This window comes from Mycetohabitans sp. B2, assembly GCF_021733735.1.
In the GTDB taxonomy this organism is placed as follows: Bacteria; Pseudomonadota; Gammaproteobacteria; order Burkholderiales; family Burkholderiaceae; genus Mycetohabitans; species Mycetohabitans rhizoxinica.
In genome coordinates this window covers 80,634-105,044 of sequence record NZ_JAHKSP010000005.1, presented here as the reverse complement: position 1 = coordinate 105,044, position 24,411 = coordinate 80,634, and the positions used below count along the sequence as shown (strand labels likewise).

Sequence of the window (24,411 nt, the reverse complement as noted above, 5' to 3'; positions counted from 1 at the left end):
CGACGCATTCTCCATGTCCTTCGCCACCCGCCTCGAATTCTTCGCCCCCTGCCCCCGCGGCCTGGAGGGCGCGCTCGCCGTCGAACTCGGCGAGTTGTCCGCGCTCGCTGCCGATCCGACGTTCGCCGTGCAAGCGCCGGCGCCCGGCGGCGTGCCGTTCAGCGGTGCATGGGCTGCCGCCATCGCGGCCAATCTGCATTCGCGGATTGCTAGCCGGATCCTGTTAAAGATCGCCACGCGGCCCTATCGCGACGAGCATGATATCTACGCGCTGGCGCGCGAGCAGTCGTGGGAGCAATGGTTCGACGCCAGCCGCACGTTGCGGGTAGACGTGACCGCGATCAAGTCGCCGCTGCGCAGTCTGGAATTCACGACGCTGCGCATCAAGGACGCGATCTGCGACCGACTGCGCGAGCAGACCGGGGCACGGCCCAGCATCGACACCGCCGAACCCGACGTGCGGGTGCAGGCGTTCGTGACCGCCACGGACTGCACGCTGTACCTGGACACCTCCGGCGAGCCGTTGTTCAAGCGCGGATGGCGACTGGACAAAGGCGCCGCGCCATTGCGCGAGAATCTGGCCGCAGGCATCCTGCGGCTGACCGGCTGGACACCAGGCACGCCGCTGGTCGATCCAATGTGCGGCAGCGGCACGTTCATCGCCGAGGCCGCGCAGATCGCACTAGGCATCGCGCCGGGCGTGGACCGGCGTTTCGGCTTCGAAAATCTCACGCACTACGATGTCGGCGCGTGGCAGCGCCTGAAGGCGCAAGCGCTGGACGCCAAGCGCGAGGCTGGCGCGCGCGCCGCGCCGGGCGATGCACTGTCGATCTACGGCAGCGACGTGTCCGGCGACATGCTCGCCAAGGCCGCCGCAAACCTGCAGCGCGCAGGCGCACCAATGGTCCCGCTCAAGCAACTCGATGCGCGCGACATCGTGGCACCATGCGACACACCGGGCGTGCTGGTGGCCAATCCGCCCTACGGCGAGCGAATCGCCACGCGCGGCCGCGGCGCCCGCACGGTCGATGGCGACGGCACGGGATTCCAGCGCGCCCGTCCGGACGATGCGGACAGCGCGTTCTTCCGCTCGTTCGGCGACGTGCTCAAGCAGCGGTTCCCCGGCTGGCACGCGTTCGTGCTCAGCGCCGATCGTACGCTGCCCGGCCAGATGCGGCTGCGCGAATCGACGAAGACGCCGTTGTACAACGGCGCGCTTGAATGCCGGCTGTTCCGCTTCGATCTGGTCGCCGGCGCGATGCGGCAACGCTCGGCGGCGCGCCCGCAGACGGGCTCACCCGATTGAGCGGCCCGGCGGCGCTGGCAACGCGCATGCGCCCGCCCGCCGCGCCAGACAGCGGTACAATGTTGGACCTTATGGATACGCAACTGTGGGCGCCGCACGTGACGGTGGCCGCCATCATCGAGCACGAGCAGCGATTTCTGCTGGTCGAGGAGCACACACCGAACGGGCTACGGTTGAACCAACCGGCCGGTCACCTGGAGCCGAGCGAAACGCTGCTCGAGGCGGTCGTGCGCGAAACGCTCGAGGAGACCGGACACGTGTTTACGCCGCAGGCGTTGGTTGGCGTGTACGTCGCGCAGTTCGAGCGGGAACACGGTGTGCCGGCCACCTATGTTCGCTTTACGTACTGCGGCACCGCCACACACGATCCGATCCCGCGCGAGCTTGACCCCGATATTCTGCGCACGGTCTGGTTGAGCGCCGACGCGTTGCGCGCACAAGCGTCGCGCCACCGCACGCCGCTCGTGTTGCGCTGTGTCGAGGACTACCTGGCGGGACGCCGCTATCCGCTCGAGTTCGTACAATCCCACCCGGCCGTGCTGCGTTAAACGGCGTGTCGCGACCGGCCTTGAGCAACCCAACCGGCGCTCGCGCCGCGTGGCGCCCGCGGCGCCCAAACTGGCAACGGTAACGCATCATGGCAAAGCAACGCGTGGTCATCGGCATGTCCGGCGGCGTGGATTCGTCGGTCGCCGCGTGGCTGCTCAAGCAGCAGGGCTACGAGGTGGTTGGCCTATTCATGAAAAACTGGGAAGACGACGACGACAGCGAATATTGCTCGAGCCGGCAAGACTGGATCGACGTCGTATCGGTTGCGGACCTCATCGGTATCGACGTCGAGGCGGTGAACTTCGCCGCGCAGTATAAGGACAGGGTCTTTGCCGAGTTCTTGCGCGAATATTCGGCGGGCCGCACGCCGAATCCGGATGTACTGTGCAATGCGGAGATCAAATTCAAGGCATTCCTGGACCACGCAATGGCGCTGGGTGCACAAACCATCGCGACCGGCCACTACGCCCGCGTGCGCCGGATCGGCGAGCGGTTTGAACTGCTCAAGGCACTCGACTCGTCCAAGGACCAATCGTACTTCCTGCATCGCCTGAACCAATCGCAGTTGAGCCGCACACTGTTTCCGCTTGGCGAATTGCCCAAGACGCGGGTTCGTGAGATTGCCGCGCAAATCGGGTTGCCCAACGCGGCAAAGAAGGACTCGACCGGCATCTGCTTCATTGGCGAGCGGCCGTTTCGCACGTTCCTGAACCGCTATCTGCCGACCCGCCCTGGCCCGATGAGGACCCCAGACGGCAAGGTCGTTGGCGAACACATCGGGCTCGCGTTTTACACATTGGGACAGCGCAAAGGGATCGGCCTGGGCGGCAGTCGCGACGGCAGCGGCGAGCCATGGTTCGTCGCCGGCAAGGACATGGCGGGCAACACACTGTACGTCGTGCAGGGGCACGATCACCCGTGGTTACTCAGCTCGACGCTGCAGGCGGAGAACGCCAGTTGGATTGCAGGCGCGGCACCGCAGGACGGGCACTCGTGTACGGCCAAGACGCGCTATCGCCAGCAGGATGCGGCCTGCACATTCCAGCATGCACCAGACAGGCACTTTGCGTTGCACTTCGCGCAGTCGCAATGGGCAGTGACGCCGGGGCAATCCGCTGTGCTGTACGACGGCGACGTGTGCCTGGGTGGCGGCATCATCGGCGCCACGTCGGCGCCGTCCACGCCTGCGGCCGCGTATCGACGAACGACTGACGCTGCGACAGATTCATGAAGGGCTTGTCCAGATCCGGGTAGGCATCGCGCCACGCGAACTCCGGCATGCGAAAGCAACGCACCGCGGCGCACTCGCGGCCCGGCAGCACGGCATACCGGCACCACGGCGCACCGGCGACGCGATGTAGCGGCAGCGCGACGTACCGGCGACGCGGCGCACGGTGGGCCTCGCCGGGACGCAGCCGATGGTAAAATATGCGGTTCTCTACGTTTTTCCGGCGCCGCTGCGGCGTCCCGTGCCATGTCCGACACTCGTCCCGATACCCTCTTTGCGCTGACCGCGCTATCGCCGCTGGACGGCCGCTATGCGGCCAAAACCGAAGCCCTGCGCGACTGGCTGTCCGAAGCCGCGTTCATGCGCCACCGCGTCACCGTCGAAGTCCACTGGCTAATCGCGCTGTCGCAGGCCGGGTTGCCGGGAATCCCGGCGTTCTCCGCGCCATCCGAACAGTTCCTGCTGCAACTGGTCGAGCGCTTTTCCCCGCATGATGCCGCCCGGATTAAGGACATCGAGCGCGTGACGAACCACGACGTGAAGGCGGTCGAGTACTGGCTGAAGGAGTCGGTCAAGGGCCAGGCGGAACTGGAGCGTGCGAGCGAGTTCATCCATTTCGCCTGCACGTCCGAGGACATTAACAACACGTCGCACGGGTTGATGCTCAAGGGCGCGCGTGAGCATGTGATATTGCCGGCGCTGCGCACCGTGCACCAGCGGCTGGTCGCGCTCGCGCACGCGCACGCCGCGCAACCGATGCTCTCACGCACGCACGGACAGCCGGCCAGCCCGACGACACTGGGCAAGGAAATCGCCAATGTGGCCGCGCGTCTGTCGCGCGCCATCGACCGGATCGCCACCGTCACGCTGTTGGGCAAGATGAACGGCGCGGTCGGCAATTTTAACGCCCATCTATCTGCCTACCCGGATTTCGACTGGGAAGCCTTCGCGCGGGATGTCGTGCAGACGCGGCTCGGGCTGACGTTCAACCCCTATACAATCCAGATCGAGCCGCACGACTACATGGCGGAACTGTTCGACGCGATCGCGCGGGCGAACACAATCCTGCTGGACCTGGACCGCGACGTGTGGGGCTACATCTCGCTGGGCTATTTCAAGCAAAAGACGAAGGCGGGGGAAATCGGCTCGTCGACGATGCCGCACAAGGTTAATCCGATCGATTTCGAAAACTCCGAAGGCAACCTGGGCCTGGCCAACGCCACGCTGCGCCATCTGGCGGACAAGCTGCCCGTGTCGCGCTGGCAGCGCGACCTGACCGACTCGACGGTCCTGCGCAACATCGGAGTCGCATTCGGCTACTCGCTGCTCGCATACGATGCCCTGATCCGCGGGCTCGACAAGCTCGAAGTGAATCCGCAACGACTTGATGAGGACCTGGATGGCTGCTGGGAAGTGCTGGCCGAACCGGTGCAGACCGTCATGCGCCGCTATGGAATCGAGAATCCCTATGAGCAATTGAAGGAACTTACGCGTGGCAAGGGCATCACCCGCGATGGACTGCACGCCTTCATCGGCACGCTGGCGATCCCGGACGAGGTCAAGGCGCGACTGCTGGCGATGACGCCGGCCTCCTACGTCGGCAAGGCGGTCGAGCTCGCACAACGCATCGGCTAATACCGGTGCGCGGCGCCGCTGCGGGCGCGCATGCCGAGGCAGCCGCCCCGGCCACGCGGATCAACGGGTGCGCGCGGCCAGCCGCTCGAGCACCCGATCGACGATCCGCTCCGGCGGCTCGTCGATGCTCATCGTGATCGCCTCGTCAAGCCCCGGCTCCTCGAGCGTGTTCAATTGGCTTTGCAGCAACGACGGGTCAAAGAAGTGGCCAGTGCGGTGACCGAGCCGCGCGCGCAGCACCTGGAACGTGCCTTTCAGGTAGACGAATACGACGTCGCTGTCGCCATGGCGCAGTACGTCCCGGTACGAGCGCTTGAGCGACGAGCAGGTGAAGACGGCGGTTTCGCCCGCCCGCTGCTGCTGCTCGATCGCCGCACGCAAGGTGCGCAGCCACGGCCAGCGGTCCGCGTCGGTCAGCGCAATACCGCGGCTCATCTTATCCTTGTTCGCGTCGCTGTGAAACACGTCCCCGTCGGTAAACGGGCATCCGAGCCGCTCGGCCAGCAACTCCCCGACCCGCGTCTTGCCGGCGCCCGATACCCCCATCACAATCAAAATCATCACACGCTCCACGGGCCCGCATCGCACACGCGGCCATCACTTACAGCACCATCCCCAGTGTCAAGGTCAACAGCAGGCCGACCACCGAGATGATCGTCTCGCACAGCGACCACGTCTTGAACGTCTGCGTGACGGTCATGCCGAAATATTCCTTGATCAGCCAGAAGCCGCCATCATTGACGTGCGAGAAAATCAGTGAGCCCGAACCAGTCGCGAGCACCAGCAGTTCCGGCGTGGCCTGAACCGTGCCGGCCGCTGCGATTGGCGCGACGATGCCACACGCGGTGGTCATCGCCACGGTGGCGGAACCCGTGGCCAGTCGGATCAGCGCGGCAACCAGCCATCCGAGCACCAGCGGCGACAGGTTGTGCTGGGTGGCCGCGCCGATGATTTCCTTTGAGATGCCGCTGTCCATCAAGATGCGGCCAAAGCCACCGCCCGCGCCGACGATCAGCGTGATGCCGGCAATCGGCGCGAGGCAGTCGCCGCAGAAGCGCTGAATCTGCTCGCGCGTGAAGCCGCGGCGCGCACCGAAGGTCCAGAAGCTGACCAGCACTGCAATCAGCAAGGCCACATCAGAGTTGCCGAGAAAACGCAGCACGTCGTTCGCACGCGTGTTCGTTGGGAGCACCAGGTCCGCCCAGCTGCCGGCCAACATCAAGATCACCGGCAGCAGAATCGTCATCAGCGTGATGCCGAAGCCAGGCAGTTCACGCTGTTGCGTCGCCGGCGCGGACTGGACGAATTGGGCGGCGAGCGGATTGTCCGCCGGTAGCTTGATCGCGCGATGGATGAGCAGCGCGAACAGCGGACCGGCGATGATCGCGGTCGGCACGCCGACGATCAGCCCGTATGCGATCGTGCGGCCAATGTCGGCGTGATACTGCTGGAGCGCGAGCATCGCTGCCGGATGCGGCGGAATCAGGCCATGCACCACCGATAGCCCAGCGACCATCGGCAAGCCGACCAGCAGCAGAGACTTGCCGGTGCGCTTGGCGACGTTGAAGGCAATCGGGATCAGCAGCACGAAGCCTACCTCGAAGAACACCGGCAGCCCGACGATGACGGCGACAAACATCATCGCCCAATGGATGTTTCTTTCGCCGAACCAGCCGATCAGCGTCATCGCGATGCGCTCCGCGCCGCCAGACTCGGCCATCATCTTGCCCAGCATCGTGCCCAGGCCAACAACGACCGCAATGTGGCCGAGCGTGTTGCCGTTGCCGGTCTCGAACGACTTGACGATGGTCTCGGGCGGCATGCCCGCAGCCAGGCCGAGCAGCAGCGAGACGATGATCAGAACCAGGAACGGATAAACCTTGAAGCGCGTGATCAACAAGACCAGCGCAGCGATCGCGATGACCGCATAGATCAGGAGCATGGTGCCGTGGGCTGCTGCCATGTCGACTCCTCCGATGGCTTTATTGCTTTGTACGCCGGCGCGCCAACCGAGACGGCGCCGCTACCCGGTCGGGCGGTACCCGGCACGGCGCGGCACCGCCGCCCACGGCGACGGCACGGCGGCCGCCGAAGCGGACGGGCCCAGGGCTTAGCTTAGCTTAGCTTAGCTTAGCTTAGCTTAGCTTAGCTTAGCTTAGCTTAGCTTAGCTTAGCTTAGCTTAGCTTAGCTTAGCTTAGCTTGGCTTGGCTTGGCTTGGCTTGGCTTGGCTTGGCTTGGCTTGGCTTGGCTTGGCTTGGCTTGGCTTGGCTCAGGCTTAGGTATTGGGCCGCGCCAATTGGCTCGCCGCGCGCGCCAGACGTGTCACCTCGGCCCAGTTTTGCGCGGCCAGCACCGCCCGGGGCGTGAGCCATGAGCCGCCGACGCAGACCACGTTGGGCAGCGCGAGAAAGCTTGTCGCCAACTCTTGCGTGATACCGCCGGTCGGACAGAATCGCAACGCCGGGAACGGACCGCTAAACGCTTGCAGCATGTCCAAGCCGCCGGCCTGCTGCGCCGGGAAAAACTTCACAATGTCGTAGCCAAGCTCGAGCGCGAGCAAGATGTCGGACGGCGTCATCACGCCGGGCAGCAACGGCAAGCCGACGTCCTGCGCCGCCCGATGGATCTCGCGTGTGAGCCCCGGCGACACGCCGAATGTCGCGCCGGCGCGCTTGGCCTGCTCGACCTGGGTGGCGGTAGTCAGCGTGCCAACGCCGACAACAATATCCGGGGCAAGCTGCGATGCGCGCCCGATCGCCTGCAGTCCGGCCGCGGTCCGCAGTGTGATCTCGAGCACCGTCACCCCGCCCTCGTACAGCGCGCGCGCGACGTGCTCGCCCTGCTCCACCGACTCAAATGTCAGCACCGGAATGACCGGGCCGATCCGCACGATTTCGCTCACGGGTTTCATCTGCAGCTCTCCTGTAGTTCAGAATAGAACGACGCCCTCATTCGGTCATCGCGCCGAACACCGACGCCCCTTGCTCGGCCGGCAGCGCAGCGGCACGGAAAACGCCGAACAACTCGCGACCAAAGCCCAATTCGTGCTCGTGGCGATGCACGGGCTTTTCGTTCGCGCGGCACGCCCATTCAGCCTCATCCACGTCCACGTCCAGTCGCCCGGCTTCTGCATCGAGCGTGATGACGTCGCCGCTGCGCACCTTGCCGAGCGGGCCGTCCAGCAGCGCCTCAGGCGACAGGTGGATCACCGCCGGCACCTTGCCCGAGGCACCCGACATCCGGCCATCGGTCACCAGCGCCACACGAAATCCCTTATCCTGCAAAACACCTAGCAGCGGCGTGAGCCGGTGCAGCTCGGGCATGCCATTGGCTCTTGCCCCCTGAAATCGCACCACAGCAACGCAATCGCGCTCCAGCTCACCGCGATCGAAGGCAGCCTGTACGCCTTCCTGCGAATCGAAGACGATTGCCGGCGCCGTGACCCTGCGATGTTGCGGCGCGACCGCGGAAATCTTGATCACCCCTCGGCCCAACCGGCCCTGTACCAGTCGCAGCCCACCATCCGGCTGGAACGGTTCCGTGGCACCACGCAGCACGGCCTTGTCGTGGCTCTCGCGCGGGCCATCGACCCAGGCCAGCTTGCCATCGACTAGTCTGGGCTCGCGCGTGTAATGGTCCGACAAGCCGGGGCCGGCAACGGTCGTCACATCGTCGTGCAGCAAGCCTGCTTCGAGCAGCGTGCGCGTGAGAAACGCCATGCCGCCCGCCGCGTGATAGTGGTTAATGTCCGCCTTGCCATTCGGATAGATCTTCGCGAGCAGCGGCACCGCACGCGACAGGTCATCGAAGTCGTTCCAGTCGATCACGATGCCGGCCGCGCGAGCGATCGCCACCAGGTGCAGCGTATGGTTGGTAGAGCCGCCGGTGGCCAGCAACGCGACGATGCCGTTGACAATCGCCTTTTCATCGACTACACGGCCGATCGGCGTGTAGTGCGCGCCTTGTGCGGTCAATTGCAGCACACGGCGTGCCGCTTCGGCGGTAAGCGCATCGCGCAGCGGCGTATGCGGATGGACGAACGCGGCACCGGGCAAGTGCAGACCCATGATTTCCATCAGCAGCTGGTTCGAGTTCGCCGTGCCATAGAACGTGCAAGTGCCGTGGCCGTGATACGCGCGCGCCTCGCTGTCGAGCAGCACGTCGCGTCCCACGGCGCCGGTGGCGAACTGCTGGCGGATCTTGGCTTTCTCATCATTGGACAGGCCACTGGTCATCGGCCCGGCGGGCACGAAGATCGTCGGTAAGTGGCCAAATTGCAATGCGCCGATCAACAGGCCCGGCACAATCTTGTCGCAAATGCCCAGGCACAATGCCGCGTCGAACATGTTGTGCGTCAACGCAATCGCCGTTGACATCGCGATCGTCTCGCGGGAAAACAGCGACAATTCCATGCCGGCGTTGCCCTGCGTGATGCCGTCGCACATCGCGGGCACGCCACCGGCAAATTGCGCGATGCCACCCGCTTCGCGCGCGGCTTGTTTGATGATGTCGGGGAAGTCGCGGTACGGCGCATGTGCGGACAACATCTCGTTGTAGGCCGACACAATGGCGATGTTCGGCTGCCGCATCGCACGAATCGCGATCTTGTCCTGCCCTTCGAGCCCGGCAAAGCCGTGGGCCAGATTCGCGCAAGACAGCACGCCGCGCGCGGGAAACTGTCCTTGTGCATGCTCGATCCGGGCGAGATAGGCGCGCCGCGTTGCCTTACTGCGTTCGATGATGCGATCGGTCACTGCCGTCAGCCGGGGGTGCAACGAAGCCATGAAAATCGCTCCTGGAAACGGGCGGCACGCGCAGGTGCGCTAAAAAATTGGAATCGCCGGAGGGGTCATCAGTTCGACCGGTGTCGGTCAGTTTAGTAGAAATGCTACATAGACTCAATCAGGTTGATCCGGGCTTCCCTACCCTGAACCGCCCACTCTAGACCGGCTCACGCCGCTTGCGTCGAAATAAGGGCTGTAATTGCGTGAAGTCTGCGCGAACTCGCGCGATCGCATGGGCGCGCACGCCCGGTTACGCGCGACGATGCCGATACACCCCGGCACGTAGATTTTCTACCTGTTTTGCGCGATACTGCAGCCGTTTTATTTTGCCCGTCGCTGCGACCTTCACGATGCTCGCCAGAATCGAAGCCATGCGTGCACAATTGCGGCCGTCCGAGCGCAAGCTTGCCGGCTACGTCTGCGACGCGCCACGCGAAGTGCTCGACCTGTCCATGACCGAGCTGGCCAGCCGCGCGGGCGTAAGCCAGCCCACCATCGCGCGCTTTTGCCACGCGCTGGGCTGCAGCGGATTTCGAGAGTTCAAAATCAGACTTGCGCAAGGCGTGGCACAAAGGCTGCCCACCGTCTATCGGGACGTGCGGCTGGATGAGCCAGCACCGGGTATCGTCTCGAAGGTGTTTGACCGTACCATTGGCGCACTGCTCGAAGTGCGCAACAGCCTGTCAGCGCACAGTGTCGAGACGGCGATTGAGTTGCTCGCCGACGCGGCCCGCGTCGAATTCTATGGCGCCGGCGGCTCCGGCATCGCCGCGCAGGATATCCAGCACAAGTTCTTCCGGCTTGGCATGCCCAGCGTCGCATACACCGACCCCCATACCTATGCCATGTCGGCGGCGCTGCTCGGCCCGCGCGACGTGGTGGTGGCCGTGTCGAACACTGGCCGCACGCGGGATATCATCGGTGCCGTCCACTCAGCGTTGCAACGTGACGCCAAGGTCATTGCGATCACACACGGCAACTCACCGCTGGCGCGGCTCGCCACAATTAGTCTGCTCGCCAACCTCACCGAGGAAACCGACGTATTCTCGCCGATGACCTCACGCATGTCGCACTTGGTGATTGGCGACATCCTCGCGGTCGGTGTCGCGCTACGCAGAGGATCAGCGCTGGTCGACCGGCTAAATGACGCCCAAAAAGTCCTCGCACAACGCCGCGTGGCCGTGCGCGACTGACGGCGGACCGCTCAAAAGGGCTTGAAGACTACCAGCGCGACGGCGCCGAGCAAGCCGAGCACCGGCAATTCGTTGAACATCCGATACCACCGATCGGAGCGGCGGTTCGCCTCCCGCTCGAATGTGGCGAGCAACCTGCCACACATCGCGTGATAGACGATCAGCAGCATGACGATCGCCAGTTTCGCGTGCATCCACCCCTGCCCACGCCCGATGCCCACCATCAGCCATAGCCAGAGGCCGCACGCGAGCGCCGGCACGGCGATCAAGCTCATGAAGCGATACAGCTTGCGCGCCATCACCAGCAGGCGTCGCGACACGGCGGGCTCGGTCTCCATCGCCAGGTTCACGAAGATGCGGGGCAGATAGAACAGTCCCGCGAACCAGGAGGCGATTAACACAATATGAAAAGTCTTGATCCACAACATACTCGAGTCCCTTTACTGTCGCACTTCGCCGTGGCCCAGCACGACGTATTTCAATGATGTCAGCCCCTCGAGGCCGACCGGCCCACGCGCATGCAGCTTGTCGTTCGAGATGCCGATTTCAGCACCTAGCCCGTATTCGAAGCCGTCCGCGAAGCGCGTCGACGCATTGACCATCACGCTGGCCGAATCGACCTCGCGCAGGAACTGCATCGCGCGCTCGTAGTGCTCAGTCACGATCGCATCGGTATGCGCGGAGCCATACGTATTGATGTGCTCGATCGCCGCGTCGACGCTGTCCACCACCCTGATCGCGAGCACCGGCGCCAGGTATTCAGTGCGCCAATCGGCCTCAGTCGCGTCTACGAGCGGCGCGACACCGGCATCGGCAAGGATCGCGCGCGCAGCCGGGTCCACGCGCAGTTCGACAGCCTTGTCCCGGTACAGCTTGCCCAGCAACGGCAACACGGTCGGCGCGATGCCCCGTGCGACAAGCAGTGTCTCCATCGTGTTGCAGGTGCCGTACCGATGCGTCTTCGCGTTATCGCATATCGCCAGCGCCTTGCCAACATCGGCGCCGTCATCCACGTAGACATGGCACACGCCGTCCAGGTGCTTGATCATCGGCACCCGCGCCTCATCGACTAACCGTTGAATCAAGCGCTTGCCCCCGCGCGGCACGATCACATCGACGTAGTCGGTCATGGTGATCAGCTTGCCGACCGCCGCCCGATCCGGCGTACTGACTACTTGCACCCCATCCTCAGGCAGGCCGCTCGTGCGCAGCGCCTCAGCGATTAGCGCGGCGAGCGTGGTATTGGATTCGATCGCCTCCGAGCCGCCGCGCAGGATCGTCGCGTTGCCCGATTTCAGGCACAGCGCGGCAGCATCGATCGTGACATTCGGCCGTGACTCGTAAATGATGCCAATCACACCGAGCGGCACCCGCATCTGGCCCACCTGAATGCCGGTCGGCCGCGTCCTCATGCCGGTGATCTCGCCAATCGGGTCAGGCAGCGCCGCAACCTGCCGCAGCCCCTCGACCATCGTCGTCAGCGCCTTGTCCGACAGCGTTAGCCGGTCGATGAAGGCCGCATCGTGCCCGTTGGCCCGTGCCCGCTCGACATCGCGCGCGTTCGCGCGCTGGAGCGCGTCGGTCTGCCCCTGGATCGCCAGCGCGATCTGTTCGAGCGCCGCGTTCTTCGCGGCCCCCGGCGCCCGGGCGATCGCCCTTGACGCCGCGCGCGCGCGGCGACCCAGATCGGTCATGTAGCGGTCAATGTCCATCTTCGTATTCCCGTAATGCGTGAATGCGGTTGGTTCGTGCACGCCTAGTCCGCATAGATCGAAGCCGTCGCGCGTGACCCGCTGCACGACACGACGACACGACGGCTTCCATTGTAATGGCTACGGTCGTATCGCCCGCATGGCGGTGGCAGTAGCGGTGGCACCGCGCGGCGCACCGCCCTCCGTCCGGCACCCGCCATCGCTGCCGCCGGGCCGCGCAATCGTCATCGCGAGATCGAACAAGCCATCCCACGGATCGGCCGGCGGCAGCGATGCGCGAGCGGGCGCGACGCCCACACGCGCCGGCACCCCACCGCAGAGTCCCTTGACCTGCCGATCCAGCCGCGCTGCGAGCGCCAGCGCCCGTTCGAGCGAACGTTCATCAACGCGCTGCAATGCGGGGCCCATCAGCCGTTCACGCGGCCCCCACACGCGATTCTCGCGCATCAGGCTCGCCAACGGCTTGCCGGCAGTCAGCCCCCGCTTGATTCGCGCCAGCGCACGGATTTCCTCTACGACGGCCCACAGCACCAGCACCGTCGCCTCGCCTTCGCCGCGCAATCCATCGAGCATCCGCGCCAAGCGCGCAACATCGCCGGCGAGCATGGCCTCGTTGAGCTTGAACACGTCGTAGCGGGCGACGTTGAGTACCGCGTCCTGCACCTGCTCGAGCGTCAATTCGCCGGCAGGATACAGTAGGCCGAGCTTTTGGATTTCCTGATGCGCGGCGAGCAGGTTGCCCTCGACCCGCTCGGCGATGAACTGCAGCGCGCGCCGCCCTGCGTCGCCGGCGACGAGGCGTTGCTGCTGCGCCGCGAGCCGTTGCGCAATCCAGTTCGGCAGCTGCGCACGCTCAATCGTGTCGATGCGTATCGCCACACCGGCCTGGACCAATGCGGTGAACCATGCAGTCTTTTGCGTCGCCGCGTCCAGCCGCGGCAATGCGATCAACGTCAGCAAGTCGGGATTGTCCGACGCCGCCAGCGCCTTCAATGCGTCGCCGCCATCCTTGCCCGGCTTGCCGGTCGGAATGCGCAATTCGATCAGCTGCCGCTCGCCGAACAACGACATCGATTGCGTGGCGCCAAGCAGCAGGCTCCAATCAAAACCGCGCTCGACAGAGAATACGTTGCGCTCGGTGAAACCGGCCGCACGCGCCGCGGCGCGGATGCGCGCCAAGGCTTCCTGCGCGAGCAGCGGCTCGTCGCCGTACACGACGTACAAGCGACCCAACGTCTTGGCCAGGTGTGACTCCAGGGCGTCTGCGCGCAGTTGCATCTTGTCGTGTCCGTTACAGCGGCGGCGTGGGCAGCGGCGCGCGCGGCGCCACCGCGCGAACCCCGCCGTGAGTCGGGTGCAACTCGCGCACTGCGCTCATGCGCCGCAATAGCTGGTCAACCGCGTCGTTCTGCATGTCGCGATACAGTAACTCGAACTCCTGCGACTTAGCCAGCGCGTACTGGTCGGAATAGGTCATCGCCCGGTTGATGCGGATCACGCTGGGGGGCAACAGCACTGTGCCGTCCGCGCCGACCAGTTGGTACGACATCGTGTAGTCGAGTTCGTACTCGTTGACCTGTCCGGCAGCATTGAGCGTCAGCGCTCCAGTGCCGCGCCCCTCGGAAATCGACAGGATCGCGTCCGCGCCGTCGGTGCGCTTGACGATCCGCGTCTGGCTGCCGCCCTCAACCATTCGCTGGATCCGTGCGCCCAGCTCCGGACCCGGGCCGACCAGTGCGAGCCGCTTGAACGGGAAGCCATAGTCGCCGCGCAGCTGGAAGCCACATCCGGACAGCAGCAACGCCACCGCGACAAGCGCGATGCAGGATCGGCGCGACAGTTTCGAGTCAGTCATGTAGGCCCTCAAACGACCACGTTCACGAGCCGTCCCGGCACGATCACCACCTTCTTCGGCGTCTTGCCTTCGCCGAACTTGTCGAACATCTCGTGCGCGAGTGCCGCCTGCTCGATCGTCTCGCGTGGCGCGTCGTTGGCCACCTTCAGCGCGCCGCGCACCTTACCGTTGATCTGCAGCACCAGTTCGACTTCGCTTTGCTCCAGCGCCTGCTCGTCCACCTTCGGCCACGGCGCGTCCAACAGCGTGCCGAATTGCGTCGCGTACCCCAGTTCGCGCCACAACGTATACGTGACATGCGGCACCACCGGATACAGCACGCGCAGCAAGATGCCATATCCTTCATAGAGGACCGCGGCGCCGACGTCTTTGGCCGACTCCAGCGCGTTGAGCATTTTCATCGCCGCGGACACGACCGTGTTGTACTGCAGCCGCTGATAGTCGAAGTCGGCCTGCTTGAGCACCGAGTGAATCTCGCGGCGCAGCGTCTTGCTCGTGTCGTTCAGCGTCGCGGTATCCAGCGCCGGACGCTCGGCGAACGTTGCACGATGCGCGTAGCCGAACGCCCACAGCCGTCTCAGGAAACGGCTCGCGCCTTCAACACCGGCACTGGACCATTCGAGCGACTGCTCGGGTGGCGCCGCGAACATCGTGAATAGTCGCGCGGTATCAGCACCGTGCGAATCGATCAGATGCTGCGGATCGACGCCATTGTTCTTCGACTTCGACATTTTTTCGACGCCGCCCATCTCGACCGGCTCGCCATCGGCGTGCAGCACCGCGCTGACTGCACGCCCTTTGTCATCGTATGACAATGTCACGTCGGTGGGGTTGAACCACGTCTTCTTGCCGGCCGCGTCCTCGCGATAGTACGTCTGGTCGAGCACCATGCCCTGCGTGAGCAGATTGGTCGCCGGCTCGGAAAAGTCGGTCAACCCGAGGTCGCGCATCACCTTGGCCCAGAAGCGCGAATACAGCAGGTGCAAAATCGCATGCTCGATGCCGCCGATGTACTGGTCCATCGGCATCCAATAGTCGGTACGCGCATCTACCATCGTCGGCGCGTCCGGGCACGCATAGCGCGAGAAATACCAGGCGGAATCGACGAACGTGTCCATCGTGTCCGTCTCACGCCTCGCGTCGGCGCCACAGCGCGGGCACGTGCAGTGCATGAACGCCTCGGACTTGGCCAGCGGATTGCCGCTGCCATCCGGCACCAGGTCCTCGGGCAGCAATACCGGCAAGTCCTGTTCCGGCACCGGAACATCGCCACAGCGCGGGCAATGGATGATCGGGATTGGCGTGCCCCAATAGCGCTGGCGCGAAATGCCCCAGTCGCGCAACCGGTACGTGACCTGCTTGCCGCCGAGCCCCTTCGCGGCAAGGTCCGCCGCGATCACCTCCACCGCCTGCTCGTAGCGCATGCCGTCATATTTGCCACTGTTCACGCAAACGCCGGCGTCCTTGTCACCGTACCAGTCCTGCCACGCTTCGGTCGAATACACCTTTTCCTGTACCGCGATGACCTGCTTGATCGGCAGGCGGTACTTCGTCGCGAACGCGAAGTCGCGCTCGTCGTGGGCCGGCACGCCCATCACCGCGCCTTCGCCATAGCTCATCAGCACGTAGTTGCCGATCCAGACTTCGATGTCGGCGCCAGTCAGCGGATGCTTGACGAAGAAGCCGGTGGACACGCCTTTCTTCTCCATTGCCGCCATGTCCGCCTCGGCCACCCCGCCACGCTTGCACTCGTCGATGAACGCCTGCAACGCGGGTTGGTCCCGTGCCAACCGTGTGGCGAGCGGGTGCTCGGCGGCGATGGCTGCGAACGTGACGCCCATGATCGTGTCCGCGCGGGTCGTGAACACGCGCAGCAATTGCTGCTGTCCATCGATCTCATACGGGAAGCCGAAGTTCACGCCATGGCTCTTGCCGATCCAGTTGTGCTGCATCACCTTCACGCGCTCGGGCCACCCCAGCGCGTGAAGGTCCTGCAGCAACTGCTCCGCGTAGTCCGTGATCCGCAAGTAATACATCGGGATCTCGCGCTTTTGGACCACCGCGCCGGAACGCCAGCCGCGCCCGTCGACGACCTGCTCGTTGGCCAGCACAGTCTGGTCAACTGGATCCCAATTCACCGTCCCCGTCTTCTTGTACGCGATGCCCTTTTCGAGCATCTTCAGGAACAACCACTGGTTCCACTTGTAGTAGTCCGGCTTGCATGTCGCAATCTCACGCGACCAATCGATCGCCAATCCCATCGCCTGCATCTGCTTCTTCATGTAGGCGATGTTGTCGTATGTCCACTTGGCCGGTGGCACGCCGTTGGCGATCGCCGCGTTTTCCGCCGGCATCCCAAACGCATCCCAGCCCATCGGCATCAGCACGTTGTACCCGTTCATGCGCCGGTGACGATACATCACGTCGTTGATCGTGTAGTTACGCACGTGCCCCATATGCAGCTTGCCCGACGGGTACGGCAGCATCGACACGCAATAGAATTTCTTTTTGTCGGCGCGCTCGGTACTACGATAGACATCGTTGTCTCGCCATGCTTGCTGCGCGGCGGATTCGACATCGGCGGGAACGTATTTATCTTGCATGATGGTCGTCGGGGACAGTCGGCTTGCGGCATACCGCGCAGGGGGCGCACGTGCAGTACCGTGCCTCGGGAAAGCCAGGGAAACGCCGATTATAGCGTCTGCGCGCTCGCGGGCGGCACGCGCTTGCTTGCGTCAGTGCGCGTCGCCGCCATGAGCCTGCGCCGGCGCGCGCCGGTCGGCGTCGGCCGGTGCACTGACGTAGGCATGCAGATCGTGCGCGAACCCGTCCAGATCTTCTATAAGCAGCCGGATGACGCGGCCGAGCACGTTTACGCGATGGCTGCCGGAATCGCGACCACCAGGCCGAACGCGGTCATAATCAGCGCCTCGCCGACCGGACCCGGACCGGCGACATTGTCCAGTGGCACGCGCCACCCATTGCACGGCACGCACCGGCGCTGCGGTCGATGCGCCGCTCGCGTGCGCACGACGGCTAGCGCAGGCCCAGCACGTCCCACATATCGTACAGCCCCGCCGGTCGGCCAGCCAGGAAACGGGCGGCCCGTACGGCGCCCTGCGCATACGCGAGCCGGTTGGCCGACTTATGCGTAATCTCGATCCGCTCGCCGGTGCCGGCGAACATCACCGTGTGGTCGCCAACGATGTCGCCGCCGCGGATGGCCGAGAACCCGATCGTTGACGGGTCGCGCTCGCCGGTCACGCCATGGCGCCCATACACGGCACAGGATGCCAAATCACGACCCAACGCCGTCGCGATCACTTCACCCATTTGCAATGCCGTGCCGGACGGCGCATCCACCTTATGCCGGTGATGCGCCTCGATGATCTCGATATCGTAGCCGGTGGCGAAATGCGCGGCGGCCACTTGCAGCAGCTTCAACGTCACGTTCACGCCCACGCTCATGTTCGGTGCGAACACGATCCCAAGCGTCTGCGCGGCAGCGGCCAACTCGGCCTTTTGCGACTCGGCAAAACCCGTCGTGCCGATCACCATGCGGGTGCCGTGCCGGCGCGCCGCCTTTAGGTGCTCGAGCGTACCCTCCGGCCGCGTGAAATCGATCAGTACGTCTGCATGCGCGAGCACGCGCTCCACGTCGTCGGTGATCGCGATACCGGTCTGCCGCCCGGCAAACGCGCCGGCGTCCTGCCCTAGCGCGGCAGCGCCCGCGCGGTCCAGCGCGCCCGACAACGTGACTTCCGGCGTATTCAGCACCGTTTCGACCAGCATTTGCCCCATGCGGCCCGATGCCCCTGCGATAGCAATCTTCATCATTGCGTCCCTTGTGCGTCGCTGGGCTCCAGCACCGGCTGGTTCTGCAGGTTTGCGGCATTGGCCGGCGCCAGACCAGTTGACGGGTCCGGCGACGGTGCAACGCCGGTCGGCGGCAACGCGATGTGCTGCGGCGCGACGCCAGGCGGCAGTGGTGGCTGCGTGGCACGCTGATACTGCAATTGCGGCTGTGCCGGCATCCCCGTGTTCGGCGGCTGCGCATTCGCTACCGGCGTGTTTGCGCGCACCGATGGCGTCGCACCCTTGGACGGCGGTGTAACCTGAGCAGTCGCGTGGTTCGCCGCGGCCGCGGCTTCTTCATTGGCGGCATGCGACGATGGCAACGCGCTGACATCGCTAACGCCGCTCGCCGCGGCCTCGGCTTCCACTTTCTTCAAACCTTTGCGGTCGCCATCGATTTCGGCGATCAGCTCGTACTCGGACGGCAGATCGTCGGCCCCTGTCCAGCTTGCTACGCGATCGCCGACAAAATTCACGACCAGGTCGCGCTGCTGGACAACAGAAGTCGAGCCGCGCTTGAAATAGAACACATAGTCCCAGCGATCGGTATGGAACAGGTCGGTGAGCAGCGGTGTGCCCAGCACGCTACGCACTTCATCGCGAGACATGCCGACGCGTAGCTTCGATGCAGCCTCAGCTGATACGAAGTTGCCCTGCACGACCGTGATCCGGTATGGAGTGATCGAACGCGCGATGCGTTGCGTCAGGCTGTCGTATGTCTTGCATGCACCGAGCGAAGCCACGGCGGCCAGCACGACGACGCGGGCCGTTACCGCAAAGACCGTGGCGCGCATGCGCGCTCCGGAGAAGAACATTGAACTCATTTCACCCATAAAACGCGTCTGACGCTTTGATCGATTTGGGCCCGGGACGCGCCTGCGCCGACCAGAATACCCAAAAACCCATTACTATTAGAACCTTGCATTGTACTCTAGGGATGCCTAGCGATGACCAATCCCGCTGACCTCAAGAACATGGGGCTCAAGGCAACCTTGCCGCGCCTAAAGATTCTGGAGATTTTTCAACACAGTTCCGTGCGCCACTTGACCGCGGAAGACGTCTACCGCAACTTGCTTAATGAGGAGCTAGATATTGGCCTGGCAACTGTTTATCGCGTGCTGACGCAGTTCGAGCAGGCCGGCCTGCTCACGCGCAGCAACTTCGAGTCGGGCAAAGCGGTGTTTGAACTCAATGAGGGTACGCACCATGACCATCTGGTCTGCCTGGACTGCGGCCGGGTTGAAGAATTCTACGATCACGAGATCGAGCACCGCCAGCAGTTGATTGCACAAGAACGGGGCTTCAAGCTACAGGAGCACGCGCTTGCGATGTACGGCTCCTGCACGAAGGAAAACTGCCCGCACCGCAAGCCGTAAACACACGCTGTGATCGGGATAGAGGACAGGCCTTGTGGCCCCGCCCGCCGGGTCACCGGAGCGGACACCGAACTCCCGGTAACCCATTCGGGGGTGACAATTTCACCAATGCCACGTGGACGCCCGCAACGGGAGAAAAAATGACTAAAGCGAATGGCTCTGACATCCCGGCTAAAGCAGCCGATAAACCCGCAAAGACCTTGCTTCAAAAATATGGGTGGAGTCTCGGTCGGCAAGGTTTAGATGCGGAAAGGAGCACACGGGAAGGAGCATGCGAGGTTCCTTATGTGACAGCTTCGGATCAAAGCCGGCAGCCTACATCCGACGGGATTCCAACTCCATAAAAAAGGGAACTGACCTTACAAATCAGTTCCCTTCTTTGCCTCGGGCCGCCTCTGAATTCGGCCGAAAAAATCAACTCAATGCCAGAGCGGCTTGCCTGACCTCGATTTCAGCGTGGCTTGCCCAACTGGGCAGCTTTCTTACCGCATACGAGATGCTGCGTGCACGTTACTTCGCGTTGGCCAGCGCCACCGTCGTATCGAGCATCCGGTTCGAGAAGCCCCACTCATTGTCGTACCAACTCGACACCTTCACGAGACGGCCCGACACTTTCGTGAGCGTCGCATCGAATGTCGAGGACGCCGGGTTATGATTGAAGTCAACCGATACCAGCGGCGCGTCGCTGTAGGCGAGAATGCCCTTGAGCGCGCCTTCCGACGCTTCCTTCAAGATCTTATTTACTTCGTCCACGCTCGTGTCGCGCGACGCGATGAACGACAGGTCAACGATCGACACGTTAATCGTCGGCACGCGCACCGCGTAGCCATCCAACTTACCGTTCAGCTCCGGCAGCACTAGGCCGACGGCTGCTGCCGCGCCGGTCTTGGTCGGGATCATGCTGTGCGTGGCCGAACGGGCGCGGCGCAGGTCCTCATGGTACACGTCGGTCAGCACCTGGTCGTTCGTGTACGCGTGAATCGTCGTCATCAGGCCGTTCTCGACGCCGATTTTGTCGTGCAGCGGCTTGACCAGCGGCGCAAGGCAGTTCGTCGTGCACGAGGCGTTCGAGATGACCGTATCCGACGCCTTCAGCACCTGGTGGTTCACGCCATAGACGATCGTCGCATCCACATCCTTGCCGCCCGGCGCCGAGATCACGACCTTCTTCGCGCCACCCTTCAAGTGCGCGCTCGCCTTCTCCTTCGACGTGAAGAAACCGGTGCACTCCAGTACGACGTCCACACCGAGATCGTCCCACGGCAGCTCGGCTGGGTTGCGGTTCGCGAGCACGCGGATCTTATCGCCGTTGACGATCATGTAATCGCCGTCAACCGAGACGGTGCCCGGGAACTTGCCATGCGCGGTGTCATACTGGGTCAGATGCGCGTTGGTCTGGGCATTGCCGAGGTCGTTGATCGCCACGATCTCGATGTCGTGCTTCTTGCCACCCTCATAATGGGCCCGCAGCGTATTGCGGCCAATACGGCCATAACCGTTGATTGCGACGCGAATCGTCATGTCTATCTCCTGATGGGTAAATGGCAACGCTCCGACTGAAGGTGTGCGACGCGCGGTCAGCACATCACACACCCTCGGCTTAACCCAATACCGACTTCACAGTGTCGACGACGTGGTCGATCATGAAGCCAAAATGCTTGAACAACACGCCGGCGGGCGCCGATTCGCCGAACGTGTCGATCCCGACCACGCCGCCGTCGATCCCCACATACTTGTGCCAAAACGCCGTGACGCCGGCCTCGATCGCCACCCGCGCCACGCCGCGTGGCAGGACGCGCTCGCGCCACTCGGCATCCTGCCGATCGAACACCGTGGTCGAGGGCATCGATACGACACGGGCGCCGATGCCCACGCGCGCAAGCGGCTCAACAGCGTTCAGCGCGAGCTCGACCTCGGAGCCCGTCGCGATCAGGATCACCTTGCGGGCCGGGATGTCGTCATTCCAGTCGCGCAGCACGTACCCGCCTCGGGCGATCGCCGCAATCTGCGCGTCGGTCCGCGCACAGAACGCCAGATTCTGCCGGCTGAAGATCAACGACGATGGCCCATGGCGCTCGACCGCCTGAGTCCAGGCCACCGCGGTCTCGACCGTGTCGGCCGGGCGCCATACGTCCATGTTCGGAATCAGGCGCAGGCTCGACACGTGCTCGATTGATTGGTGTGTCGGGCCGTCCTCACCCAGCCCAATCGAGTCGTGCGTGAACACGAAGATCGAACGGGTCTTCATCAGTGCGGCCATCCGCAATGCGTTGCGGCTGTAGTCCGAGAAGGTCAAGAACGTGCCGCCGAACGGCAAGTAGCCGCCATGCAGCGCCACGCCGTTGAGCGCCGCGCTCATGCCGAATTCGCGTACCCCGTAGTTGACGTGATTACCCCATTGCAGTATCGGCGCGCCGCTTTCACGGCCCGCGCGTACCGGCTTGCTGGCCTTCCAGTTGGTCAAGTTCGAGCCGGTGAGGTCGGCCGAGCCACCCAGCAGCTCCGGCAACGCCGCAGCCAGCGCCTCGATCGCCTGCTGCGACGCCTTACGGGTCGCGACCGTCTCAGCGCGCTCGTTGGCGGCAGCGATCAGCCGCTGCGCAGCATCGGCCCAATGCGCCGGCAGCCGGCCGGCGATGCGGCGCTCGAACTCGGCCGCCTGCTGCGGATACTTTGCGCGATACGCGGCAAATGCCTCATGCCACTCGCGCTCGGCCTGGGCGCCCGTCTGCTTCGCATCCCACAACGCATAGACGTCCTGCGGGATTACGAAAGGCTCGGCGCCCCAGCCGATCGCTGCGCGCGTCGCGGCAATCTCCGTCGCGCCCAGCGGCGCGCCGTGCACGTCGTGGCCGCCGGCCTTGTTCGGCGCCCCCCTGCCAATGACGGTACGGCAGCAGATCAGCGTCGGCTTATCCGACTGCTTCGCGACGCGGATGGCCGCGTCGACGGCGTCCACATCGTGGCCATCGACCGCGCGGATCACGTTCCAGCCATAGGCCTCGAAACGCTTCGGCGTATCGTCGGCGAACCAGTGCTCGACATCCCCGTCAATCGAAATGCCGTTGTCGTCATACAGCACGATCAGCTTCGACAACCCCAGCGTGCCCGCCAACGAGCAGGCCTCGTGCGACACACCTTCCATCAGGCAACCGTCGCCGACGAACACGTACGTATAGTGGTCGACGATCTTCGCGTCAGGCTGGTTAAATTCAGCCGCTAGCAGCGCTTCGGCTAGCGCCATGCCCACCGCGTTGGCCAATCCCTGGCCCAGCGGTCCGGTGGTCGTCTCGACACCTGGTGTGATCCCGACCTCTGGATGGCCAGGTGTCCTCGAATGCAATTGGCGGAAACGCTTCAACTCGTCCATTGGCAAGTCATAGCCGCTCAGGTGCAGCAGCGCGTACAGCAGCATCGACCCATGGCCATTGGACAGCACGAAGCGATCCCGATCTGCCCAATGGGGATTGGCCGGATTGTGCCGCAGATGACGTTGCCACAGCGCCACGGCGATTTCCGCCATGCCCATCGGCATCCCCGGATGACCGGAATTGGCTTGCTGAACGGCGTCCATGGCCAACGCACGGATTGCGTTGGCCATCATGGTGGTCTGGGTATCGGGCGGGGTCGTCATGTCGGGTCCGGACTCAGGAAAAGCAGGGCCACGCGCGTCGCGAGTCGCGGCCGCGCCGGCGCAATGGGAATCGCATGCGGGCACACCCGCGCGCGAAGCGTCGCAAAACACATTATTCTAACAGACAGGTCTGCCGCTGCTTGGGCGTGTTGCGCCGCGCCACAGACGCGCGCGGGGATCGCCAACTGCCTGGCCACAGCGCCACAGCGGCGCCATGCCACCCTCGAGGAGCCCTGCCAATTGAAACCGCAATCGCCATCATTCCACACGCCGCCCGCCGTGGGGCCCGCCGACGCTACGCACGACACCGAGCGCCCGGACGCGCACGGCAGCACACTGACGTTGCGCCCGTGTGCGTATTATGCGTACACGTTCACCGGCGCTCGACGGCTGCAAACGATCAAGTCGGCGTATCAGCATATTGAGGTCTGGGATACGCCACTGCTCGGCAAGCTATTCGTGCTCGACCAACGCCCAATGACATCCGAGCGCGACGAGTACCTCTATCACGAAAGCATGGTGCATCCCGGCGCGCTGGCGCGCAAGCAGCCTCCGCGGCGCGTGCTGGTTCTCGGCGGCGGCGACGGCGGTGCGGCTCGGCAGTGGCTCAAGTACGAGGCACTGGAGCACATCGTCATCGCGGAGCTTGATCCCGCGGTCGTGGCAATGGCGCGGCGCCACCTGCAGCGCGTGCACCGTGGCGCGCTCGACGATCCGCGCGTGCAGATCGTCACGGGTGACGCGTTGCACTTCGTGCAGCACACGCAGGAGCGCTTTGACGCGGTCGTGTTCGACTTGACACCGCCCGATTCGCCCGCCTCGACGCTCTACACACGCAGTTTTTACGCATTGCTGCGCACACGCATGGTGGACGACGCGGTGCTGTCAATCCACCTCGGCTCGCCGCTGTTCCAGCCCGGCCAGGTGGCGGCACTGCTCGGCACGCTGCGCGCCGCGTTTGGCCATGTCGCGCTGATGCAGACGTATGTGCCGCTATACGGCTCGCCGTGGCAGATGGCCGTGGTCAGCGACACATTCGATGTCGGACAACTGCCCGCGCAACAGGCAGTCGAGCGCGCGGCGCAATGGGGATTGTCCAGGCTCGAATACTATGACCCGTCCCGTCACGATACTTTTTTCATCGAGCGGATACCGGATCGCGGCACGGCGCCGCAATGATGCCACGCCGCGACGCGCCACCGGCGACGGCTCGCGTGTGCCACCGCGGTTATGACACAATCCAGCCGGTGCGCACACGCACGTCATCCGTTACACCCCGCCCT

Annotated in this window: 20 protein-coding genes and 1 pseudogene; 7 read left to right on the top strand and 14 right to left on the bottom strand. The window is 64.2% G+C overall.

The features are described 5' to 3' along the window. The first annotated feature begins 13 nt into the window (after positions 1 to 13). From KPG66_RS01570 to purB, 4 genes are all read left to right on the top strand, one after another. Positions 14 to 1,306: a THUMP domain-containing class I SAM-dependent RNA methyltransferase gene (locus KPG66_RS01570; RefSeq protein WP_041753024.1), complete on the top strand. Its 1,293-nt coding sequence runs from the start codon at positions 14 to 16 to the stop codon at positions 1,304 to 1,306. Positions 1,307 to 1,377: 71 nt separating this feature from the next. Next, entirely contained in the window at positions 1,378 to 1,854 is a 477-nt protein-coding gene (locus KPG66_RS01565; RefSeq protein WP_041754014.1) for an NUDIX hydrolase, read from the top strand. Positions 1,855 to 1,943: 89 nt separating this feature from the next. After that, entirely contained in the window at positions 1,944 to 3,086 is a 1,143-nt protein-coding gene (gene mnmA, locus KPG66_RS01560; protein WP_013434164.1) for a tRNA 2-thiouridine(34) synthase MnmA, read from the top strand. Positions 3,087 to 3,329: 243 nt separating this feature from the next. Next, positions 3,330 to 4,718 (top strand): adenylosuccinate lyase, encoded by a 1,389-nt coding sequence (gene purB, locus KPG66_RS01550; protein ID WP_237069804.1) that lies wholly within the window; start codon positions 3,330 to 3,332, stop codon positions 4,716 to 4,718. Between the two features lie 60 nt (positions 4,719 to 4,778). Here purB and KPG66_RS01545 read toward each other — a convergent pair whose 3' ends face one another. The 4 genes from KPG66_RS01545 to edd form a co-directional block, all read right to left on the bottom strand. Next, on the bottom strand, positions 4,779 to 5,279 hold the full coding sequence (locus KPG66_RS01545; RefSeq protein ID WP_237069803.1) for a gluconokinase: 501 nt from the start codon (positions 5,277 to 5,279) through the stop codon (positions 4,779 to 4,781). 40 nt (positions 5,280 to 5,319) lie between these two features. Then, positions 5,320 to 6,681: a GntP family permease gene (locus KPG66_RS01540; RefSeq protein WP_237069802.1), complete on the bottom strand. Its 1,362-nt coding sequence runs from the start codon at positions 6,679 to 6,681 to the stop codon at positions 5,320 to 5,322. A gap of 313 nt (positions 6,682 to 6,994) precedes the next feature. Next, positions 6,995 to 7,630, bottom strand: a complete 636-nt coding sequence (gene eda / locus KPG66_RS01535; protein WP_013434160.1) for a bifunctional 4-hydroxy-2-oxoglutarate aldolase/2-dehydro-3-deoxy-phosphogluconate aldolase — start codon at positions 7,628 to 7,630, stop codon at positions 6,995 to 6,997. A 37-nt stretch (positions 7,631 to 7,667) separates the two neighbouring features. Beyond that, on the bottom strand, positions 7,668 to 9,503 hold the full coding sequence (gene edd / locus KPG66_RS01530; protein ID WP_237069801.1) for a phosphogluconate dehydratase: 1,836 nt from the start codon (positions 9,501 to 9,503) through the stop codon (positions 7,668 to 7,670). 350 nt (positions 9,504 to 9,853) lie between these two features. Between edd and KPG66_RS01525 the strand changes: the two genes are divergently transcribed. Further along, the gene (locus tag KPG66_RS01525) at positions 9,854 to 10,696 is read left to right on the top strand and encodes a MurR/RpiR family transcriptional regulator (RefSeq protein WP_041753019.1); all 843 of its coding nucleotides are present in this window, start codon (positions 9,854 to 9,856) and stop codon (positions 10,694 to 10,696) included. A gap of 11 nt (positions 10,697 to 10,707) precedes the next feature. Here KPG66_RS01525 and KPG66_RS01520 read toward each other — a convergent pair whose 3' ends face one another. The 8 genes and pseudogenes from KPG66_RS01520 to bamE form a co-directional block, all read right to left on the bottom strand. Continuing rightward, positions 10,708 to 11,124, bottom strand: a complete 417-nt coding sequence (locus KPG66_RS01520; RefSeq protein ID WP_013434156.1) for a CopD family protein — start codon at positions 11,122 to 11,124, stop codon at positions 10,708 to 10,710. Between the two features lie 12 nt (positions 11,125 to 11,136). After that, the gene (locus KPG66_RS01515) at positions 11,137 to 12,408 is read right to left on the bottom strand and encodes a glutamate-5-semialdehyde dehydrogenase (RefSeq protein ID WP_041754012.1); all 1,272 of its coding nucleotides are present in this window, start codon (positions 12,406 to 12,408) and stop codon (positions 11,137 to 11,139) included. Positions 12,409 to 12,528: 120 nt separating this feature from the next. Continuing rightward, positions 12,529 to 13,686, bottom strand: coding sequence for a DNA polymerase III subunit delta (gene holA / locus KPG66_RS01510; protein WP_013434154.1), 1,158 nt, complete (start codon positions 13,684 to 13,686; stop codon positions 12,529 to 12,531). Between the two features lie 13 nt (positions 13,687 to 13,699). Continuing rightward, the gene (locus KPG66_RS01505) at positions 13,700 to 14,248 is read right to left on the bottom strand and encodes an LPS-assembly lipoprotein LptE (protein WP_041754010.1); all 549 of its coding nucleotides are present in this window, start codon (positions 14,246 to 14,248) and stop codon (positions 13,700 to 13,702) included. A gap of 23 nt (positions 14,249 to 14,271) precedes the next feature. Then, on the bottom strand, positions 14,272 to 16,866 hold the full coding sequence (gene leuS / locus KPG66_RS01500; RefSeq protein ID WP_013434152.1) for a leucine--tRNA ligase: 2,595 nt from the start codon (positions 16,864 to 16,866) through the stop codon (positions 14,272 to 14,274). A gap of 132 nt (positions 16,867 to 16,998) precedes the next feature. Next, positions 16,999 to 17,228 (bottom strand): annotated as a pseudogene (locus tag KPG66_RS01495) (MotA/TolQ/ExbB proton channel family protein); the annotation flags it as partial. 71 nt (positions 17,229 to 17,299) lie between these two features. Further along, the gene (gene dapB, locus KPG66_RS01490; RefSeq protein WP_041753017.1) at positions 17,300 to 18,097 is read right to left on the bottom strand and encodes a 4-hydroxy-tetrahydrodipicolinate reductase; all 798 of its coding nucleotides are present in this window, start codon (positions 18,095 to 18,097) and stop codon (positions 17,300 to 17,302) included. Beyond that, on the bottom strand, positions 18,097 to 18,951 hold the full coding sequence (gene bamE, locus KPG66_RS01485) for an outer membrane protein assembly factor BamE (protein ID WP_237069800.1): 855 nt from the start codon (positions 18,949 to 18,951) through the stop codon (positions 18,097 to 18,099). Before bamE ends, dapB begins: the two co-directional genes overlap by 1 nt. A gap of 114 nt (positions 18,952 to 19,065) precedes the next feature. Between bamE and fur the strand changes: the two genes are divergently transcribed. Further along, positions 19,066 to 19,494: a ferric iron uptake transcriptional regulator gene (gene fur, locus KPG66_RS01480; RefSeq protein WP_013434148.1), complete on the top strand. Its 429-nt coding sequence runs from the start codon at positions 19,066 to 19,068 to the stop codon at positions 19,492 to 19,494. A gap of 510 nt (positions 19,495 to 20,004) precedes the next feature. Here fur and gap read toward each other — a convergent pair. After that, positions 20,005 to 21,015 (bottom strand): type I glyceraldehyde-3-phosphate dehydrogenase, encoded by a 1,011-nt coding sequence (gene gap / locus KPG66_RS01475; protein WP_237069799.1) that lies wholly within the window; start codon positions 21,013 to 21,015, stop codon positions 20,005 to 20,007. Between the two features lie 79 nt (positions 21,016 to 21,094). Next, positions 21,095 to 23,128, bottom strand: coding sequence for a transketolase (gene tkt / locus KPG66_RS01470; protein ID WP_013434145.1), 2,034 nt, complete (start codon positions 23,126 to 23,128; stop codon positions 21,095 to 21,097). A gap of 279 nt (positions 23,129 to 23,407) precedes the next feature. On the opposite strand from tkt, the gene speE reads away from it, so the two are divergent. Further along, positions 23,408 to 24,307, top strand: coding sequence for a polyamine aminopropyltransferase (speE, locus tag KPG66_RS01465; RefSeq protein ID WP_370645056.1), 900 nt, complete (start codon positions 23,408 to 23,410; stop codon positions 24,305 to 24,307). Positions 24,308 to 24,411 lie beyond the last annotated feature (104 nt).